Source organism: Bacillus sp. sid0103, assembly GCF_019219025.1.
Map to the genome: position 1 here is coordinate 24,034 of NZ_JAHUWN010000016.1, position 14,382 is coordinate 38,415.

General features: G+C 37.2%; 16 protein-coding genes. All 16 read right to left on the bottom strand.

Going from position 1 to position 14,382, the window contains the following annotated elements; translation table 11 throughout:
- Positions 1-125: 125 nt before the first annotated feature.
- Positions 126-1,415, bottom strand: a complete 1,290-nt coding sequence (gene aroA, locus KW850_RS17845; RefSeq protein WP_218349072.1) for a 3-phosphoshikimate 1-carboxyvinyltransferase — start codon at positions 1,413-1,415, stop codon at positions 126-128.
- 42 nt (positions 1,416-1,457) lie between these two features.
- Positions 1,458-2,564: a prephenate dehydrogenase gene (locus KW850_RS17850; RefSeq protein WP_218349073.1), complete on the bottom strand. Its 1,107-nt coding sequence runs from the start codon at positions 2,562-2,564 to the stop codon at positions 1,458-1,460.
- A gap of 36 nt (positions 2,565-2,600) precedes the next feature.
- Positions 2,601-3,689 carry a histidinol-phosphate transaminase gene (hisC, locus tag KW850_RS17855; RefSeq protein WP_218349074.1) on the bottom strand — a complete coding sequence of 363 codons (1,089 nt, stop codon included), beginning with the start codon at positions 3,687-3,689 and terminating at the stop codon, positions 2,601-2,603.
- A gap of 54 nt (positions 3,690-3,743) precedes the next feature.
- Positions 3,744-4,118 (bottom strand): chorismate mutase, encoded by a 375-nt coding sequence (gene aroH / locus KW850_RS17860; RefSeq protein ID WP_218349076.1) that lies wholly within the window; start codon positions 4,116-4,118, stop codon positions 3,744-3,746.
- A 14-nt stretch (positions 4,119-4,132) separates the two neighbouring features.
- Positions 4,133-5,203, bottom strand: coding sequence for a 3-dehydroquinate synthase (gene aroB, locus KW850_RS17865; protein ID WP_218349077.1), 1,071 nt, complete (start codon positions 5,201-5,203; stop codon positions 4,133-4,135).
- Positions 5,203-6,375 (bottom strand): chorismate synthase, encoded by a 1,173-nt coding sequence (aroC, locus tag KW850_RS17870; protein WP_218349270.1) that lies wholly within the window; start codon positions 6,373-6,375, stop codon positions 5,203-5,205. The genes aroB and aroC overlap by 1 nt, the downstream gene beginning before the upstream one ends.
- A 161-nt stretch (positions 6,376-6,536) precedes the next feature.
- Positions 6,537-6,983 (bottom strand): nucleoside-diphosphate kinase, encoded by a 447-nt coding sequence (ndk, locus tag KW850_RS17875; RefSeq protein ID WP_026563926.1) that lies wholly within the window; start codon positions 6,981-6,983, stop codon positions 6,537-6,539.
- A gap of 99 nt (positions 6,984-7,082) precedes the next feature.
- Positions 7,083-8,045, bottom strand: a complete 963-nt coding sequence (gene hepT, locus KW850_RS17880; RefSeq protein ID WP_218349078.1) for a heptaprenyl diphosphate synthase component II — start codon at positions 8,043-8,045, stop codon at positions 7,083-7,085.
- Between the two features lie 43 nt (positions 8,046-8,088).
- Positions 8,089-8,793: a demethylmenaquinone methyltransferase gene (locus tag KW850_RS17885; protein WP_218349079.1), complete on the bottom strand. Its 705-nt coding sequence runs from the start codon at positions 8,791-8,793 to the stop codon at positions 8,089-8,091.
- Between the two features lie 7 nt (positions 8,794-8,800).
- The gene (locus KW850_RS17890) at positions 8,801-9,622 is read right to left on the bottom strand and encodes a heptaprenyl diphosphate synthase component 1 (protein ID WP_308128823.1); all 822 of its coding nucleotides are present in this window, start codon (positions 9,620-9,622) and stop codon (positions 8,801-8,803) included.
- Between the two features lie 204 nt (positions 9,623-9,826).
- Positions 9,827-10,063 carry a trp RNA-binding attenuation protein MtrB gene (gene mtrB / locus KW850_RS17895; RefSeq protein WP_218349080.1) on the bottom strand — a complete coding sequence of 79 codons (237 nt, stop codon included), beginning with the start codon at positions 10,061-10,063 and terminating at the stop codon, positions 9,827-9,829.
- Between the two features lie 32 nt (positions 10,064-10,095).
- Complete coding sequence (gene folE, locus KW850_RS17900) at positions 10,096-10,662, bottom strand: GTP cyclohydrolase I FolE (RefSeq protein ID WP_218349081.1); 567 nt, start codon at positions 10,660-10,662, stop codon at positions 10,096-10,098.
- A 151-nt stretch (positions 10,663-10,813) separates the two neighbouring features.
- Positions 10,814-11,086, bottom strand: coding sequence for an HU family DNA-binding protein (locus tag KW850_RS17905; protein ID WP_026563932.1), 273 nt, complete (start codon positions 11,084-11,086; stop codon positions 10,814-10,816).
- A gap of 537 nt (positions 11,087-11,623) precedes the next feature.
- Complete coding sequence (spoIVA, locus tag KW850_RS17910; protein WP_218349084.1) at positions 11,624-13,102, bottom strand: stage IV sporulation protein A; 1,479 nt, start codon at positions 13,100-13,102, stop codon at positions 11,624-11,626.
- A gap of 272 nt (positions 13,103-13,374) precedes the next feature.
- Positions 13,375-14,085 carry a hypothetical protein gene (locus tag KW850_RS17915; protein WP_218349086.1) on the bottom strand — a complete coding sequence of 237 codons (711 nt, stop codon included), beginning with the start codon at positions 14,083-14,085 and terminating at the stop codon, positions 13,375-13,377.
- Between the two features lie 32 nt (positions 14,086-14,117).
- Positions 14,118-14,303 carry a DUF2768 domain-containing protein gene (locus KW850_RS17920; protein ID WP_218349087.1) on the bottom strand — a complete coding sequence of 62 codons (186 nt, stop codon included), beginning with the start codon at positions 14,301-14,303 and terminating at the stop codon, positions 14,118-14,120.
- Positions 14,304-14,382 lie beyond the last annotated feature (79 nt).

Sequence of the window (14,382 nt, forward strand, 5' to 3'; positions counted from 1 at the left end):
TCTCATTGGGTTAGTTCCAGGGTTAATTTACTCTTTAAGACAAGCTATGCGAAAATTCTCAAAACTATGACTTTGTAACAAAATCTATTTTGTGAAAAAATTAAAAGCTGCATCGAAATGCAGCTTTAGTTTATGAGGCTGTTTAAGTGATCAAAGAAGTTCGGGTACGAAACGGAAATGGCTTCTGGGTTATCAAGTTCGGTTTTTTCTTCACATAGGAGTGCCGCTATAGCCAGCATCATTCCAATTCGGTGGTCGCCATGACTTGAAACGGCCCCGCCGTTTAATGGGGATTTTCCATGAATAATCATTCCATCATCAGTTGCTTCGATTTTAGCACCTAATTTTTTTAGTTCATGAACAACTGTATCAATGCGATTTGTTTCTTTAACTTTTAATTCCTCTGCATCTTTAATAATCGTTGTTCCTTCAGCTTGTGTTGCTAAAAGAGCAATAATTGGAATTTCATCAATTAATTTTGGAATTAAATCTCCTTCAACAACTGTACCTTTGAGATTGGATGTTTTAATAATAAGGTCCCCTATCGGTTCAAATGACGATTCCTCATCTTGAACGATCTTTAAGTCCGCACCCATCTTTTGCATTACCTCAATAATTCCTGTTCTTGTTGGGTTTAACCCGACATTTTTTAAGACAACTTCACTTCCTGGAATAATTGCACCTGCTACTAGAAAGAACGCTGCAGACGAAATATCCCCTGGAACGTGAATCGTCGTTCCAGTTAGCTTTTGACCACCTTTGACGATAATCTGTTGATTATCCTTATGGATTTCCCCGCCAAATTTAATGATCATTCTTTCAGTATGATCACGTGTCTCTTCTGGTTCAATAATGACACTTTGACCTTCTGCTTGCAGTCCTGCGAGTATTAATGCCGATTTAACTTGTGCACTAGCAACTGGAAGTTGATAATTTACGGGTTTTAACTCCCCGCCGCGAATTGAAATAGGTGTGAAGGAACCATTTTTTCGCCCATCAATCCTGGCGCCCAATTCTGATAACGGGTTTGTTACTCTTGTCATTGGCCGTTTTCCGATTGACTCATCACCAACAAGGGAGGAGAAAAATGGTCTTCCTGCCAATATTCCCATTAATAATCGGATCGTTGTTCCAGAGTTACCAACGTCTAATAATTCTGTAGGTTCAATTAACCCCTCAAATCCTTTTCCAATAATGCGAAGTTGACCATCAGATTCCTCGATGGTTACTCCAAGTTTTCGAAAACAAGATATCGTGCTTAAGCAATCTTCCCCAGGTAAGAAATTCGATACCTTTGTTTCACCGTGTGCAATCGAACCAAACATTACAGACCGATGCGATATTGATTTATCTCCAGGAATAGTTATTTCCCCGTTTAAACTTGTTATGTTTGTTTTCAGTTTAAGAGACGTCATGAAAAATCACCTTTTTTTATATTTTGACTCTGTTAACTTGCTTTAAGAACCAATTGATGTTTCAAATTTAGAATAGGTCCCAATACATCGTTCTGCTTTTTGCCGGTCCTCTTCTGTTTGAAAACTAATGACTAAGACACCATTTATATCTTCCCGTGTTTCTAGAATTCGAATATTTGTAATACTAATTTCTTCTTTTGCTAAATAACCGGTGATCTCTGAAATTACACCTGGATAGTCTGGTACATCAACAAACAAATCATAAAATGCCGGAATTGCCCCTTTATCTTTCTGAGGCAGACCATCACGGAATTGTTTTGCTTGATTAAAATAGTCAAATATTGCGGAGCTATTTTCATTTTCAAGCAACTTTTTGACACCATTCATTTCTACTTGCCACTGATCGAGCAAATCAATTAATATTTCGCGATTGTGCAGGAGAATATCCTTCCACATTTTAGGACTACTTGAGGCAATCCGAGTTATATCTCTAAATCCGCCTGCTGCTAGTCGAGGAATTAGATTCTCTGCTTTTGCTAACTTTTCAGTTTGACGAACAATAGAGGCAGCAATGATATGAGGAAAATGACTGACAATCCCAGTTAGATAATCGTGATTTTCTGGTGTGATGGTTAAAAACTTGGCCTTCGTACCCACTAACCATGATTTTAATATTTCAACACTTGATTCTTCTATATGTTCCTGTGGAGTTAACAGGTAAAACGCATTTTCAAATAGAATTTCTTTTGCAGCAGACACACCACTTTTATGAGAACCCGCCATTGGATGACCACCAATAAAGGTGACTCCTCGATCCTTTAGGCTTTTGGCACTTCCAACAATCTTGCTTTTTGTACTTCCTGTATCTGTCACGATAACCTCTGGATGAAGAGGGAGACCCGAAAGGAACTGAATAATTTCCTCCGTTTCATTTACAGGTGCAGAAATAATAATTAAATTAGCATCAATTGCTCCACTGTAGATATCTTCTGCTATTTCATCAATAACACCAAGCATTTTTGCGAGTCTCGCTTGTTCACTATTAATATCAAAACCTACAATTGTTACGTCCTCATGTGCCTTTTTTATACAAAGGGCAAGAGATCCGCCAATTAATCCTAAGCCAATAACAAAAACTCGGCCTTTCAATGATAACTCCCCCTAAACAACAAACCACAACTTGTTTTACTTTTGAGTTAAAAACTCTCCTAATGCATTGAGGACACCTTCATTTTGTTCAAAGGAACCTACGGTAATTCTAACCCCATTTGGGAAACCAAGAGCTTTTCCGGAACGAACGATATAGCCTTTCTCCAATAGATATTGGAATACCTGGTCCCCATCCATTTTACAATCAATTAAAATAAAATTTGTTTGGGATGGATAATATTCTAGGTTATACTTCCTACAGAATTCATAGAACTGTTCAAGTCCTTGTCTGTTCTTTACTTTACAATTGTTGATAAATTCTTGATCAATGATTGCAGCAGTTGCCGCTAATTGACCTAGTGAATTGACATTAAAAGGCTCTCTAGCCGGCTCAAGTGCTTTAATGATTGATCGATTAGCAACCCCATAGCCAATTCTTAAGGCAGCAAGTCCATATATTTTTGAGAAAGTCCTGAGGACAATTAAATTTTCATATTTTCTAGCTAATTTAACGGAATCATAGTAATCTTCAGCGACAACATATTCATAATAAGCTTCATCAAGTACAACCAGAATATCTGTTGGAACTTTCTCTAGAAAAGCTAATAAGTTAGATTCTGGTATATATGTACCTGTGGGGTTATTAGGGCTGCACAGCCAAATCACATTGGTCTGATCATCAATAGCCTCCATCATCGCTTCCAAATCATGTTCCCCATTTACAAGAGGTACTTCTATACAAGTTGCGCCTTCAATCACTGCGTTATGCTTGTATTGAGAAAAGGTAGGTGTCGCCATTATAGTATTGGAATTAGGATGTAGAAGTGCTCTTGAAATGATTTGAATTAAATTATCCGAGCCATTACCAAATATTAATTCCTCTCCATCAACCTGTAAAAATGCAGAGAGTGTCTCTCTTAAAGTAGTTGCGTAGCCATCAGGGTAAATTGCTAAACTGGTTTGATTCGATTGAAGAGCCTCTAGAGCATGTGCAGAGCATCCAAACGGATTTTCATTTGATGCTAACTTTACTATTTTATCAAGGTTATATTGCCTCTTAACTGCCTCTATTGATTTCCCTGGTTGATAGGGAGTCAGTTGTAATAACTGCTCTTTCCATCTCATGTTTATCACTCCGTTCGTAAAAGGTTATTCTAAAAGAACATTACAAAATTCTACCTATTTTGCTATACTGCTGCCAAGGTCAGGTCTGAGAACTGTTGCACCTTTTAAGTATACATGAATAATATCTTCTTGTGGTTCATTAGTATTCACATGCATCATGACCCTAACACACATCTTTAATGAATTTGGAACAGGAATTTCCTGCATACACATAACAGGTACGTAAGTCCACCCTTCGAGCTTACGAAGAGCCTTAGCAGGAAATGCTGCATTTACGTCTTCGGTTGTTGAAATGAAAATTGACCCGACTTGATCTGGTTGAATTTGATTTTCTTCAATTAACCTCGTAAGAAGTTCTTCTGTTGCAGAGATAATTACATCCTCTGAATTCTCATCAACCGTGATTGCTCCTCTTACCCCTCTAATCAAAACAACACCCCCTTTTAATAACCATTTAATTCTTCAAGTAAAACTGCTTCCGTTAATTCCTTTACAATTGGTTGACCCAATTGTTCTAGCAGGACAAATCGAATTGCATGCCTAACTGACTTTTTATCCTGCTTCATTTTGTTGATTAATTTCTCATATGATAGATTCCCTGGAACTTTCGATTCATAACCTAGTCTCTCAACCCAGTCTATAAATTCTTCAATATCGAAAGTAAGTCCAAGTAATTGTTTACTTAGCTTTAGGGCAAAAATCATTCCAATCATAACGGCTTCCCCGTGGGTAAAGTTGCCATAACCCATTTCTGATTCAATGGCATGTCCTAGCGTGTGTCCTAAATTCAAGTAGGCTCTGATCCCATTTTCTCTTTCATCTTGACCAACGATTTTACCTTTTACTTTTATACCTTTTATTAAGGATTCAGATAATATCTCCTTTGGTATGGTTTGCAGGTCTTGGACATTATCTTTTAGCCAATGATAGAAATCGACATCATCAATAAGTGCATGTTTAATAACCTCAGCAAAACCAGAACGAATTTCATGAACTGGCAGTGTTGTAAGGAATGCTAAATCATAAAAAACCGCATCTGGCTGATGGAAGGCCCCAATCATGTTTTTCCCCAGTGGATGATTAATGGCTACCTTGCCGCCAACGGCACTGTCATGAGCCAAAATTGTGGTTGGGATTTGTATAAACGGAATGCCCCTCATAAAGGATGCGGCAACAAATCCTGCCAAATCTCCAACTGCCCCGCCTCCAAAAGAGAGAATAACAGATTTACGGTCCAGTTGGTTTTCAAGAGCTGTTGACAGCGCATCATAATAAACATCAAACGTTTTTGCTTTCTCACCACTAGGAGCTGTATAAACTATCGGGTTAAATGAATTCAACTCCAACAATAATTTTTCCAGATGCAAATTCGCTACAGTTTCATCAGTAATAATTAATATTCTGGTTAGACCTGCAAAATGACTGGCCAAAAAAGGGCCAATTTCCTTACTAACTCCTTCGCCCACAAAAACATTATAGTTTTTCGACTCTGTATGAATTTGAATGGTTTCCATTAAAATTCCCTCGCAAATTCCCGCTGCCTTTTAATTTCCTCTGCAAAAGTCTCAAACCGGTCACTGTAAAATTGTTCAACTAATGCATTTGCAAGTTCCCATGCAATAACACTTTCTGCAACTACTGCTGCAGCAGGCACAGCACAACTGTCTGAACGTTCTACACTTGCAGCAAAAGGCTCTTTTGTGTCAATATCAACACTCATTAATGGTTTATATAATGTTGGGATTGGTTTCATCACACCTCTAACCACAACAGGCATGCCAGTTGTCATTCCGCCTTCAAATCCTCCAAGACGATTTGTTTTACGGTAGTAACCTTTTTCTTGGTCCCATGCTATTTCATCATGAACTTCACTTCCAGGCTTCCGAGCAGCTTCAAATCCAATGCCAATTTCTACGCCTTTAAAGGCATTAATACTCATAATCGCAGCTGCTAACTTTCCATCCAATTTACGATCATAGTGAACGTAGCTTCCCACGCCTGCTGGCATACCCGTAGCAATCACTTCCACGACGCCGCCAATCGAATCCCCATTTTTCTTAGCTTCATCTATGGCAGCCATCATATCGCTCTCTACATTAGAGTCAGCACATCGTACAGGGGAATTTTCTGTCTTCTCTTTTAATTCCGCAAAAGAGATTGAACTATCGAAATTAGCTTTTATTCCACCTATTTCAACCACATGTGAAACTAATTCAACACCTACTAATGATAATAGCTTTTTGGCAATAGAACCTGCTGCCACTCTCACGGTTGTTTCACGTGCAGAAGAACGTTCAAGAACGTTTCTCATATCCCGGTGCCCATATTTTATTGCTCCATTTAGATCTGCATGTCCTGGACGGGCACGAGTAACTTTCCGTTTAATTTCATCTTCTTGTCCTTCTTCTAATGGTTCTGCCCCCATAATCTTCGTCCAATGCTTCCAGTCATTGTTTTGAACGACTAAGGCAATGGGAGAGCCAAGAGTATATCCGTGACGGACTCCAGAAACAATTTGAGCTGTATCTTTTTCAATTTGCATTCTTCTTCCACGGCCATAACCCTTTTGGCGTCGCGATAATTCTTCATTTATATCTTCCAATAATAATGGCATTCCTGCAGGGAGGCCTTCTATAATTGTTGTTAATTGCGGCCCATGGGATTCTCCTGCTGTAAGATATCTCATTCCCATTTCACTTTCCCCCTTCAACTCATTAAAGAATTTTGTATCAATATACCATATACAGCGCAATAAACATAGTATAAGAAATCAGAAAAAAGAGAATAAAATTCAGAAAAAAAAGGCATTCGTATATTGACTATACAAATGCCCCTCTTCTAATTCGATTAGTAAATCCATTCGTTTACTAGTTTATTGTATTCTACTACTCCAGAATCTTTAAAAAATAAGCCAATTTCACGCTCTGCACTTGCAGGTGAATCAGATCCATGGATTACATTTTTTCCTACTGTTAAACCAAAATCACCGCGAATCGTTCCAGGTGCTGCATCCTTCGGATTAGTAGAACCCATCATTTGACGAGCGGTAGCGATTACATTCTCGCCCTGCCATACCATTGCAAAAACCGGTCCGGAAGTAATAAAGTCTACTAATTCTCCGAAGAATGGGCGCTCTTTATGTTCACCATAGTGTTCTTCAGCTAGTTCATTTGGAATACTCATTAATTTAGCTCCAACCAATTGAAAGCCCTTTCTTTCAAAACGTGATACGATTTCTCCAATTAGGTTACGTTGAACACCATCTGGTTTTACCATTAAAAATGTTTTTTCCATGAATTCCACTCCTAAAAAAATTATTATGTATAATGATTGTTTTTTAGATAACAATCCATGAAAAATATTATCATTTTTTCGAAAATTTAACAAGTTAGTTTAAAATTTTCGTTTCCCTATAAACTTTGCGATATCATGAAGAGTTTTTTTCGCTTTATTTGCAGGTAACCCCTCTAGTTCTGCCAAGGCTTTTTTGAGGTACATATCACTAAGGGCAATTGATTTTTCAATTGCATCTGAGTTTTTTATTATGGAGATAATCTTTGTAATGTCTGAAGGATCCATTGATTCATGAACCTTTTCAATCTCTATACGTAATTCATCCATTTCCATCGCATAAAGGGCAGGAGCAGTAATATTTCCCTGCAAAAGGTCTCCCCCAGCAGGCTTTCCTAGTTCCTGCTCAGTAGAGGTAAAATCCAAAATATCATCAATAATTTGATAAGACATGCCAACGTAATACCCAAAACGGAAGAGTTTTTTATGGACGGATTCCTCTACATTAGCAGCGATGGCTCCTAATTGACAGCAGACGGCAATTAATAAAGCCGTTTTTCTCTTAATTCGACGAAGGTAATCGCGAAGATTTTGATTAAAACGATATTTATCTTTTATTTGTTGAATTTCGCCTAGTGAAACTTCAACGATTGTATTGGCTAAGATTTTATGAGCAGTTGGATTTTCAATGTTAGTCATCAATTCTATTGCTAGAGCAAAAACAAAGTCACCTGTATACATGGCTATTTTGTTATCCCATTTAGACTTCACCGTTGGTTGTCCTCGACGCAGATCTGCATCGTCAATCACATCATCATGGACAAGTGATGCCATATGAATTAATTCTAGTGCAACAGCAACATTCTTCATCACATGTATATCATAATTACCAAATTTACCAGCAAGCAAAACAAAAACAGGACGAATTCTTTTTCCTCCGGCTTGTAATGTATGCATAGAAGCTTGTTTAAGTAGAAGAGATTCTGCCTCAATGGTCTCTTCCAACTTTTTTTCAATCAAATTAATATCCGAATTCAAAAATGAATACATCATTTTTAATTTCATTTGTATTCACCCAGCTTTTCATCCTGTCTTCAAGTTCAATAAATTAATTTTTTTTACCAATATGAACAGCTGCTGCGCCGCCGCTATAAGGTTTATATTTCACATCTTTGAAGCCGGCCAGTTCAAACATTTTAGCAAGCTCCCTCATCCCTGGAAAATCACGTGCGGACTCATGCAGCCAAGCATATTCCCGATAACTTTTTGCAAGCAATTTACCAAACATCGGCATGATAAAACGGAAATAAAAATAATAAAGCTGTTTATATCCGATTAATGTAGGTTGTGATGTCTCCAAACAGACAGCAATTCCGCCAGGTTTTACCACACGGTGCATTTCTTTTAATACGGTCAGGTAATCAGGGACATTTCTTAAACCAAAGCCAATGGTTACATAGTCAAAACTATTATCTGGAAAAGGGAGTTCCATTGCATTCCCATGTACTAATTTTACCTGATTTAACCCCAGGTCCTTAACCTTTTCAATCCCCACATTGAGCATGTTTTGGCTAAAATCCAGACCAATAACGCCACCGTTTGGACCCACAGCCTCCGCTAATGCAATTGTCCAATCCGCAGTACCGCAGCAAACATCAAGAGCTCGTGAACCCGGCTGTACATTCATTCTTTTCATTGTGTCTTTCCGCCACTTGATGTGTTGTTGAAAACTGATAACAGAATTCATTTTATCGTAGTTATCGGAAATCTTTTCAAACACATTGTGAACCCGCTGTTCTTTCGATTCCTGCATGTTTATATTACCCTTCTTCCACAAAAGTTTTTGCATTTGGCTGGTACTGGTTTAAGAGCGACATTATTCTCTTCTCTAGGAGTTCATTTAAATACGGAAGTTGTGCTAATCCTTTTTCAATCACTTTTTTTGTTTTTTCAAGATACAGGTCACAATATTGAAACAAGTGACTTTTTTGCTCACTTGATAATTCATTCAATTTAAAGTTATTGATTGGATAAACAATTGATTTCAACGCTTCGAACAAAACTGAGCTTTCCGTTTTAATAAATTGAGTCTTTTCATTTAATAACCGTTTAAACAGAAGCAAATTCTCAAGAAAATCATTCCAAAGATCTACTTTAAAATATTCTGAAAGATTTCCTAGTAAGGAACTTTCTATCCGCTTTATGCTGGTCATTAATTCATCTATTGACACTAATTCGTTTTGATAAACAGAAATTTTATTTTCATTAACTTCTTTAATTCCTTTTGAAAGTGCCTTGATCATCAATATATCTTCTGATTCTGCCAAAAGCTTATAGTATAGGCCGCTAAAGTAATCACCAGCAAGAACAGTTAATTGACGATTTTTTTCGTCAACAGATGCATCTGATATATGTTCATGGGTATCAAGGGCGATTTGGATTAACATTGTGGATAAGGCATAATTCTGCATATCGCTGTATGACAATTCGAGTCGTTCCATAATGGAGATTAAGATAAGAAGTTTATCTTCATCAATAATTGGAATTTCAATATATTTAAGCAAGTATGTGTCACAAACTCTTTTTTCAACTTGCTCTCTAATATTTGTAAATTTTTGTCGAATGTCCAGCAAAAAAATCACCCTTGCTTCCCCTAAGTAATGTCTTTATGTATTCTTATTTCCTATTTGAATAGTAAAATTCATGCCATTTAATAAAGAAAATCCTAATCATTTTCTAAAAACAAGGCAGACACCATTATACCATAAAAGGTTTTCTTTAGGCAGAAATTCACAAAATAATCATTTTAGCTGCTATGAAATAAGATGAAAACAGTGTGATTGGAATTATTTTTTTATTTCACTTTCAATTTCACCGAGGTGTGTTAATATTTTCGCATTTCCCCTGATTTTAATTGCTGATGTATGCTCAGTAAATTGAGCAATTAGGACTTCTCCTTTATCCAGTTTCTCTGAATGATGAAACTTAGTATCAGATCCCCTGGTTAAGCCGATCACATTTACACCATCATCGATTGCCTTAATCACTACATACTCACTATTTTGATTATATCGTTTCTCCATTTAATCACCTCAAATACTGTTTGAAAATTGGACTAATACTTAATTAAAGAAAGCACTTCCGACCGTGCAATAGCATCATCCGAGAGAATACCGCGGACTGCAGTGGTTACAGTTTTTGAACCGGGCTTTTTAACACCGCGCATGGTCATACACATATGCTCTGCTTCAACCACTACCATGACCCCGTGTGGATCTAGTTTTTCCATCATGCTGTCTGCAATCGTGGAAGTGATCCGTTCTTGGAGTTGAGGCCGCTTTGCGACGGCTTCCACTGCCCTTGCTAATTTACTTAATCCAGTCACACGTCCATTTTTAGGAATGTATGCTACGTGTGCTTTTCCAAAGAAAGGTACAAGATGATGCTCACACATGGAATAAAATGGGATATCTTTAACCAATACCAACTCTTCATGATCTTCACTAAAGATTGTTTCAAAATGCTTCTTTGGGTCCTCGTTTAAGCCGCTAAAAACTTCTTCATACATTTTTGCCACTCGTTTTGGTGTATCATGAAGACCTTCACGATTTGGGTCTTCACCGATTGCTTCTAATATTAAACGTACCGCTTCTTCAATTTGGGCACGATTCACTTGTGACATATAAAAATTCCTCCTAATGATCAGTCAAGTATATATGACAAATACATATTAGCACATTCATTAAAGCTCAAGCAAAAATATAGAAAAAAGGCCATGGACTTTACCATGACCTTTTTGCTTAAGCATTCGCCTATGCAATAAATTTATGTAATTATTTTACTGCGTCTTTAAGCGCTTTACCTGGTTTGAATGCTGGAACTTTGCTAGCAGCGATATCGATTTCCTCACCTGTTTGAGGGTTACGACCTTTACGTGCTGCACGCTCACGTACTTCAAAGTTTCCAAAACCGATTAATTGTACTTTATCACCATTTTTTAAAGCATCTAAAATCGCATCAAAAACAGCATCAACTGCTTTAGTTGCGTCCTTTTTAGAAAGTTCGCTAGCTTCAGCAACTGCATTAATAAGTTCTGTCTTGTTCATGCCTTTCACCTCCTCCCAAAGAAATTATCAAGATTCGTAAATAAGATTACTTATCTACATTTCTAAACAATTTTTCTAATTTCTATACGTCATAGCTCAGTTTTATTACAAAATAATCTAAAATGATTAAATTAGTAATTCAAATCTATTTTTTTAGGAAAAACCCTGATGTGATAAGGGTTCACACACTATAACGTAATTCAGTTAAAAGATTATCATAATCAATACAGCATATCAAGAAGAATTCATGAAATTATGGTAATCTTTTCTTTAATTCAACAAAATCCTACTTATTTCGACCTATTTTGGTAGATATTATAAAATACTGGGAGTTTTCCTCCATATCAAGCTCCCTTTTTCACAAGGGCTGTGTTAATTTTGCATATTGATTTGCGCTCCATGCGCATTAGCGCCTGCAGGTCTCTCCAGTCCTGTACTCCCGCAGGAATCTCGCACCTTCCGCTACAATCAATATAGATACAATATCAAAAACACAGCCTTCAACAAAAAAAAGGACTCCGATTGGGAGTCCAGAGCCTAAAGGATGATGGCAATTAAGCCGCCTGATCCCTCGTTTATAATTCTCTCTAATGTCTCTTTTAATTTATATCTCGCATTTTCCGGCATTAAGGAAAGCTTTGCTTGGATGCCTTCTCGAACGATGGAGCTTAGACTACGGCCAAAGATATCTGAATTCCAGATCGATAATGGATCATCCTCGAAATCCTGCATTAGATATCTTACAAGTTCTTCACTTTGCTTTTCAGTACCAATGATCGGTGCAAATTCTGATTCAACATCCACTTTAATCATATGAATGGATGGCGCTACAGCCCGCAGCCTGACACCAAATCTTGCACCTTGACGAATAATTTCCGGTTCTTCAAGACTCATATCGGAAAGAGTTGGCGATGCAATACCGTAACCCGTTTGTTTCACCATTTTTAACGCATCGGCAATGTGGTCATATTCTGCTTTAGCATGAGCAAAATCCTGCATCAATTCGAGCAGATGATCTTTCCCGCGGATTTCGACTCCGACGATTTCTTTTAAAATATCATCATATAATTCATCCGGTGCATATAAATCGATTTCAGCTACCCCTGAGCCCATTTCGATTCCTGCTAATCCTGCTCTTTCAATGAATTCAAACTCACTAAAGTGTTGAACCACTCTGTCCACATCTCTTAATCTCTTGATATCTTTTACTGTATCCTTGACAGCCTCTTGATAGCTTTCTCGCAGCCAATGGTTTTCTCTTAGGACCATTACCCAACTTGGCAGATTCACGTTAACTTCAAGGACGGGGAACTCGTAAAGTGCTTCACGAAGGACATTAAGGACATCGCTGTCACGCATACTTTCAACACTCATCGCAATTACAGGGATATCATATTTGTCTGCTAAGCTTGATCTTAATGTTTCAGTGCTTGGATGGTATGGCTGTGCACTGTTAACGACCATGATAAACGGCTTGCCAACTTCCTTCAGTTCGTTTATCACTCGTTCTTCAGCTTCAATATAGTTACTTCTTGGAATCTCACCAATCGTTCCATCGGTTGTTACAACGACTCCAATGGTAGAATGCTCTTGAATAACTTTCCTTGTGCCAATTTCAGCAGCTTCATGGAAAGGAATCGGTTCCTCATACCAAGGGGTCGTGATCATTCTTGGACCATTTTCATCCTCATAACCTTTCGCACCTGGAACCGTATAGCCGACACAATCAACAAGCCTGATATTAACATTTAATCCATCATCAACATGAACTGTGGCCGCTTGATTCGGCACAAATTTCGGTTCAGTTGTCATAATTGTTTTTCCAGCCGCGCTTTGAGGTAACTCATCAAGTGCACGTGACCTCTCAGCTTCACTGTTTATATTCGGTAACACAACAAGCTCCATAAATTTTTTAATAAATGTAGATTTTCCAGTTCGTACTGCTCCTACTACTCCTAAGTAAATATCACCGCCAGTTCTCTCGGCAATATCTTTAAAAATATCAACCTTTTCCAAGTGATCCCCTCCCGATCATAGAGTAAAGTGGGATTAAACATCCATTTAGGTATTTTTGGACAATATATGTTTATGACGTTGTCCTATAATGTTATGACACTTTTCTAAAAATTTTTTACCCCCTTATAAAAAATGTACTAGGTTCTCTTGTATCTATAGTGTCTGAACATTCGAGATTGTGGAGGGTTTCAATATATGTTTTTCTTTGGAATTATCAAAAAAAAAAAACCCTTCTCCTACAATATATTTCAGTGGAAAAGGGTTATGACTATTTATTCTTCTAAAAATACTGGTTCCTTCGTCTTAGAATCCCAGGTATATGGTAATGAATAGGCAGGTACAAACATGGAATCCTTCACTAAAATTGGACGAATGTCCTCACCTGGTTTTCCATTAATGTCATTATTTTTCATTGCTTGGTATAAATCAGGGCGATAATCTACATATACCTCAGCATTGCCCGTAATCACAAAAGATAAATTCTGATTTGAAAATGGACTAGTTACAAAAGGTGCTTTTTTATACCCTAATTGTTTATAGTCTAAAGTAAAAACATTTTTTGCTAGCTGTTCTTTATAGGGAGGATATCCTTTTGTTTTAATTCTTAATTTTATATCACGTATCGCTTCTGTTATTCTTAAATCAAATAATTTAACAGCAGGTTTAGTTTCAACATCAACAAGCACATACTGAAAAACCCCGCCATTTTCATAAGCATTCCCAGGTGGCTCTGCGATATATTTAGGTGAGATTTTTTTAAAATCAATAGGATACTTTTGATAAATTGGAGTTTCTGCCTCTTTTGTTTTAATCGGAAGGATCCCGCCATTATCCGCTCTAAAGGCATCTACTGCCGTTTGAACAGCTATGATTTGATCTTTATAAGGAATTTGATTCTTTGCTAATTCCTCTTCGGGATACATACATCCTGTCAGCAAAAGAATCATTATTGCTAGAAAACCACCGAGTACATTCCATTTCATACAATCACCTTTTATTTATGTATTTACGTCAATTATGTTAAAAAAACAATAAGAAGCGTTATTCCGGCAATAATCATTAATATGTAAGCGATAATTGCTGTAATAATTCGGAGTACCCCTTTTAATTTATATCTACTTAAATAAATTGTTATAATTGAAAGGAACATAAATCCCATTCCTGCAATCGAGACCCACATTTTAAACATAGCTGGCGACAAATATAACTCCCCCTTTTTTCGAAAATTAATTATATCACAAGCGATAGCTTTTCAAGAAAACTTTTGAACTAAAGAAAAA

Coding starts and splice junctions, on each gene's coding strand:
- KW850_RS17885 (WP_218349079.1), bottom strand. CDS start 8,793: ATGCAGGAATCGAAAGAACAGCGGGTTCACAATGTGTTTGAAAAGATT.
- hepT (WP_218349078.1), bottom strand. CDS start 8,045: ATGAAATTAAAAATGATGTATTCATTTTTGAATTCGGATATTAATTTG.
- mtrB (WP_218349080.1), bottom strand. CDS start 10,063: ATGGAGAAACGATATAATCAAAATAGTGAGTATGTAGTGATTAAGGCA.
- aroC (WP_218349270.1), bottom strand. CDS start 6,375: ATGAGATATCTTACAGCAGGAGAATCCCATGGGCCGCAATTAACAACA.
- aroA (WP_218349072.1), bottom strand. CDS start 1,415: ATGACGTCTCTTAAACTGAAAACAAACATAACAAGTTTAAACGGGGAA.
- folE (WP_218349081.1), bottom strand. CDS start 10,662: ATGTCACAAGTGAATCGTGCCCAAATTGAAGAAGCGGTACGTTTAATA.
- KW850_RS17915 (WP_218349086.1), bottom strand. CDS start 14,085: ATGAAATGGAATGTACTCGGTGGTTTTCTAGCAATAATGATTCTTTTG.
- aroB (WP_218349077.1), bottom strand. CDS start 5,203: ATGGAAACCATTCAAATTCATACAGAGTCGAAAAACTATAATGTTTTT.
- hisC (WP_218349074.1), bottom strand. CDS start 3,689: ATGAGATGGAAAGAGCAGTTATTACAACTGACTCCCTATCAACCAGGG.
- KW850_RS17905 (WP_026563932.1), bottom strand. CDS start 11,086: ATGAACAAGACAGAACTTATTAATGCAGTTGCTGAAGCTAGCGAACTT.
- ndk (WP_026563926.1), bottom strand. CDS start 6,983: ATGGAAAAAACATTTTTAATGGTAAAACCAGATGGTGTTCAACGTAAC.